At 58.0% G+C, this 5,514-nt stretch carries 5 protein-coding genes and 1 riboswitch; of the genes, 4 read left to right on the top strand and 1 reads right to left on the bottom strand.

Translation table 11 applies throughout. The features are described from left to right. A partial coding sequence (locus H6B10_RS12270) for an adenylosuccinate synthetase (RefSeq protein WP_204651869.1) occupies positions 1-439 on the bottom strand: 439 nt, incomplete at its 3' end. Between the two features lie 251 nt (positions 440-690). Here H6B10_RS12270 and H6B10_RS12265 point away from each other — a divergent pair. From H6B10_RS12265 to H6B10_RS12250, 4 genes are all read left to right on the top strand, one after another. Then, entirely contained in the window at positions 691-1,980 is a 1,290-nt protein-coding gene (locus tag H6B10_RS12265; RefSeq protein WP_204651868.1) for an O-acetylhomoserine aminocarboxypropyltransferase/cysteine synthase family protein, read from the top strand. 35 nt (positions 1,981-2,015) lie between these two features. Then, complete coding sequence (gene metA, locus H6B10_RS12260; RefSeq protein ID WP_204651867.1) at positions 2,016-2,945, top strand: homoserine O-acetyltransferase MetA; 930 nt, start codon at positions 2,016-2,018, stop codon at positions 2,943-2,945. An 11-nt stretch (positions 2,946-2,956) separates the two neighbouring features. After that, positions 2,957-3,745, top strand: a complete 789-nt coding sequence (locus tag H6B10_RS12255; protein WP_204651866.1) for a glycosyltransferase family 2 protein — start codon at positions 2,957-2,959, stop codon at positions 3,743-3,745. Positions 3,746-3,782: 37 nt separating this feature from the next. Then, positions 3,783-3,866: riboswitch (ZMP/ZTP riboswitch) on the top strand. 46 nt (positions 3,867-3,912) lie between these two features. Then, on the top strand, positions 3,913-5,514 hold a 1,602-nt coding region (locus H6B10_RS12250; protein WP_204651865.1), incomplete at its 3' end, for a formate--tetrahydrofolate ligase.

The raw sequence follows: 5,514 nt of genomic DNA, 5'->3' as shown, positions 1-5,514 counted from the left end.
TCTTCTTCATGAACTTGTCGCCGTAGGTGTAGGCGATGCCGCGCTTGGTGGAACCAAACTGTGCGCCCGTTTTGGACAGGCGCTCTTCTTCAAGACCATCCTGAGCCACATGGAAGGGCATGGTGATGGTGGCGCGGTCAGAAATTTTGAGGTTTGCGGGGGTGATCTGGATGCCCTTTTCGGTCAGGGATGCGATCTCCTTTTCGAGATGCTCCGGGTCAATGACCATGCCGCCGCCCATAACGCAGACGACCTCGGGACGCAGAATGCCGGAGGGGATCAGGTTCAGGATGAACTTTCCCCGCTCATTCTTGACGGTGTGGCCGGCATTGTCGCCGCCCTGATAGCGCGCAACGATGTCGTAGTCCTGGCTGAGCAGGTCTACCATACGGCCTTTGCCTTCGTCGCCCCAGTTAATACCGGTGATTGCAGTAAGCATAGTTTCTACCTCTTTTGCAGATTCATTCGGCATTTCAGCCTTTTCCGGTATTCCCGGGATCCGCTGCCGTTATGTATTATACCACACCCAAGACCGGATTTCCATACCTGTTTTGCACAGGATTTGGATTTTCCTGTCATCCCCTGCCGGTTTTTCCTCTTGATTTTGCCGCGGCAAGACTTTACAATAGAAACAATTCCGATGAAAAATCCATGCGGGCCAGACGCCCTACATAGAAGGAGCGTAAAAGTATGAGCGATCAAAAGTATTCCATCAACACCCTGTGCGTACAGGGCGGTTACCACCCCGGCAACGGCGAACCCCGCCAGATTCCCATTGTACAGAGCACCACTTTCAAATATGACAGCTCTGACGAAATGGGAAAGCTGTTTGATCTGGAAGCCAGCGGTTATTTCTATTCCCGTCTGCAGAACCCCACCTGCGACACCGTCGCCGCCAAAATCACCGAACTGGAAGGCGGTACCGCCGGTATGCTGACTAGCTCCGGCCAGGCGGCCAACTTCTTCGCACTGTTCAACCTGTGCAACGCCGGTGATCATATTGTGTCCTCCAGTTCCATCTACGGCGGCACCTTCAACCTGATTGCCGTTACCATGGCAAAGATGGGCATTACCGCCACCTTTGTTTCCCCCGACTGCACCGAGGAGGAGCTGGACGCCGCTTTCACGCCCAACACCAAGGCTGTCTTTGGCGAGACCATTGCCAACCCCGCTCTTACGGTACTGGACATTGAAAAGTTTGCCGCTGCGGCCCATCGCCATGGCGTACCGCTGGTCGTGGACAACACCTTTGCCACCCCCGTAAACTGCCGCCCGCTGGAATGGGGCGCCGACATCGTGACCCATTCCACCACCAAGTACATGGACGGACACGGCGGCTGCGTAGGCGGTGCCATCGTGGACGGTGGCAAGTTTGACTGGATGGCGCATGCCGACAAGTTCCCCGGCCTGACCACGCCGGACGACAGCTACCATGGCATCACCTATGCCGAGCGTTTCGGCAAGGAAGGCGCCTTCATTACCAAAGCAACCGCCCAACTGATGCGTGACCTTGGCTGCGTCCAGAGCCCCATGAGCGCTTATATGCTGAATCTGGGTCTGGAAAGCCTGCATGTACGCATGGCCCGCCATTGCGAAAACGGCCAGGCCGTGGCAGAGTTCCTGGCATCCCACCCGAAGATTGCTTACGTTAATTACTGCGGCCTGCCCGGCGACAAGTACCATGCCCTGGCCGAGAAATACCTGCCCAACGGTTCCTGCGGCGTTGTGAGCTTTGGCGTTAAAGGTGGCCGTGAAGCCGCCGCCAACTTTATGGCGCACCTGAAGGTGGCCGCCATCGAAACCCATGTAGCCGATGCCCGCACCTGCTGCCTGCATCCCGCCAGCAGCACGCACCGTCAGATGAACGACGAGCAGCTGATTGCCGCCGGCGTGCAGCCTGATCTGGTCCGCATGAGCTGCGGTCTGGAAGACAAGCGCGACCTCATCGCCGATATTGAGCAGGCACTGGCGCAGATCTGAGCGCCCGTTCCCAATTTGAAACACGGAGCAAGATTATGCCTCTGATTATTCCCAAAGAATTGCCCGCCTATGACGCACTCTCGCAGGAGAATGTTTTTGTCATGCACCGGGAACGCGCACAAAGCCAGAACATCCGGCCGCTGCGTATTCTGATTCTCAACCTGATGCCCACTAAAATCGTGACCGAAACCCAGCTGGCCCGGCTGTTGGCCAACAGCCCGCTGCAGGTGCAGATCACCCTGCTGCAAACGGCCACCCACGATACCTCCCATACTTCGCCGGAACACATGAAGGCTTTTTACAAGACCTTTGACGAAGTGAAACATGAGCGGTTCGACGGCATGATCATCACCGGCGCCCCCATTGAGGATCTGGATTACCCCGACGTGGATTACTGGGATGAGCTGTGCGAAATCATGGATTACACCAAGGAGAATGTGTACTCCACCATTCACCTTTGCTGGGGTGCCCTGGCCGGTTTATATTATCATTTCGGAATCCCCAAAGTCCATCTGCCGCAAAAGATGTTCGGCGTTTTTGAGCACCGGGTAACCCGCCCGTCCAATCCCCTGGTACGCGGGTTTGACGAAGTGTTTTACGCCCCCCACAGCCGCTGGGCCGGACTGGACCGGGCCGCCATCGACGCCTGCCCCGAGCTGCGGGTCCTGGCTGAGAGCGATATTGCCGGTCCCATGCTGCTTTCCACCGATTCCGGGCGACAGATTTTTGTCATCGGTCACCCCGAATATGACAAGTACACGCTGGATGCCGAGTACAAGCGGGATGTTGCCGCAGGCAAGCCGATTCACATTCCCTGCAACTACTATCCGCAGGACGATCCCAGCCGCGATCCGCTCTTCCGCTGGCGCGCCCACGGGTATCTTTTGTACACCAACTGGCTCAACTACTATGTGTATCAGGACACCCCCTATGACCTGAGCCAGCTTGAGGCCCTGAAAAAGTAAGGAGTTTCCTCATGGCCAAAATCAGCGCCTGCATTGTGGCGTACTGTGATTACGACGAAGTCTGCGCCGCCGTGCGCAGCATTCTGCACTACACCGCAGCCCCGGATTTTGTTCTGTATGTGGTGGATAACGGCAGTCCCGATGGCTGCGGCCAAAAACTGGCTGCAACAGACTTCGGGGATGCGCGGGTATCGGTCGTGCCCCTGGCGGAAAACGTCGGGTTCGGCAAAGGACACAACAGCGTGCTGGACCGCCTGGAAAGCGACGTACACTTTATCCTGAACCCCGATATCCTGCTGACCGAAAGTATACTGGAGCCCATGGCCGACTGGCTGCTGGCTACCCCCGGCGCCGCCATGGCCACCCCTCAGCTGCATTATCCCGACGGACGCCTGCAGCACCTGCCCCGCCGCAAACCGACGCCCTGGCTGCTGCTGGCCCGCCAGCTGGCGCCCCGGCTGGGCGGCGGATTCCGCAAAGCGGACGACCACTACACCATGCAGGATGAGGACCTGACAAAGCCGCGCCTTATTGAGTTTTGTACCGGCAGCTTTATGGCGGTCCGCACCGATGTACTGAAAAAAATCGGTGGTTTTGATCCGGAGTACTTCATGTACGTGGAGGATGCCGACCTGACCCAGAAAGTTCTGCAAGAAGGTGAAGTCTGGCTTGTCCCGCAGTTTTCGGCTGTGCATGCGTGGCACCGTGCCCCCATGCGGGATGCAGGCAAGTTCAAAATGCAGCTGGTAAGTATGGGCCGCTATTTCAAAAAATGGGGATGCGGAAAAGGCCGCGTCTGAGGGTTGACAACCCATCCCGAATATGCTAGAGTAACCATATCAGGCTGCTGACCGACGGATTTGTGGGTGTAACCACAGGGAAGGCAGCTGTAGTTAAAAGCCGACCGTCTGGGCTGCATACACTGAACCGGTGTGTGCAGCCCTTTGTTTTTACCACACAGGAGGAATTGCGTATGTTGAGCGATATCGAAATTGCACAAGCTGCCGAAATGAAGCCCATTACCGAGGTTGCGGCAAAGCTGGGCCTGCAGGGGCAGAGCGTTATCCCCTATGGTCACTACAAAGCCAAAATCGACCATAAGCTGGCCAAGGGAGACGGTCCCGAGGGCAAGCTGATTCTGGTTACCGCCATCAGCCCCACCCCTGCAGGCGAGGGCAAAACCACCACCAGCGTGGGACTGGCAGATGCTATGAACGCCTTGGGCAAAAAGACCATGCTCTGCCTGCGTGAACCCTCCCTGGGCCCCGTGTTCGGCATCAAGGGCGGCGCAGCCGGCGGCGGTTACGCCCAGGTTGTGCCCATGGAAGATATCAACCTCCATTTCACCGGTGACATCCACGCCATCGGCACCGCCAACAACCTTCTGGCTGCCATGATCGACAACTCCATCCAGCAGGGCAACCCGCTGAACATCGACCCTCGCCGCATCACCTGGAAGCGCTGCATGGATATGAACGACCGCCAGCTGCGTTTCATCGTGGACGGCCTGGGTGGCAAGGTCAACGGCACGCCCCGGGAAGACGGCTTTGACATTACCGTTGCCAGCGAAGTTATGGCCATCTTCTGCCTGGCCACCGACCTGGAAGACCTGAAGGCACGGTTGTCCCGCATTGTCTGCGCCTACACCTACGACGGCAAACCGGTCACTGCCGGGCAGATCGGCGCAGCCGGCGCCATGACTGCGTTGCTGAAAGACGCCCTGGACCCCAACCTGGTCCAGACCCTGGAGCATAACCCCGCCATCATTCACGGCGGTCCCTTTGCCAATATCGCCCACGGCTGCAACAGCGTGATTGCTACCAAGCTCAGCCTGAAACTGGCCGACTACGTCGTGACCGAAGCCGGCTTCGGTGCTGACCTGGGCGCAGAGAAGTTCCTGGACATCAAGTGCCGTTACGCCGGTCTGAACCCGGCTGCTGTTGTGCTGGTAGCTACCGTGCGCGCCCTGAAATCTCACGGTGGCGTGGCCAAAGCTGATCTGAGCAAGCCCAATGTCGAGGCTGTCAAAGCCGGTTCGGTGAACCTGGCCCGCCACATTGAGAATATGCGCAACTTCGGCCTGCCTGTCTGCGTCGCCATCAATGCCTTCCCCACCGACACCAAGGAAGAGATGGATGCCATCTACGCAGTGTGCCAGGAGGCCGGTGTCCCCTGCGCCCTCTCCGAAGTATTTGCCAAGGGCGGCGAAGGCGGCAAAGCACTGGCCGAAACCGTTCTGTCCATTCTGGATGACAGTGCCCGTGTCCAGTACACCTATGATTTGAGCGCTTCCCTGCCCGAAAAGATCGAAGCCGTGGCTAAGAAGATCTACCGTGCCGGTGGCGTTTCCTACAGCGCGGCCGCCCAGAAGACGCTGGATGAGCTGACCGCCATGGGATACGGCAACCTGCCCGTCTGCATTGCCAAGACGCAGTATTCCTTCAGCGATAACGCCAAGCTGATTGCTGCACCGGAAGGTTTCACCCTCAACGTGCGGGAAGTTCGTCTCTCTGCCGGTGCCGGTTTCGTGGTAGTGGTCTGCGGCAGTATCATGACCATGCCCGGCCTG

The sequence above is a fragment of the Gemmiger formicilis genome, from assembly GCF_016901605.1.
Lineage (GTDB): Bacteria > Bacillota > Clostridia > Oscillospirales > Ruminococcaceae > Gemmiger > Gemmiger formicilis_B.
This window is presented reverse-complemented; position numbering and strand designations above follow the sequence as displayed.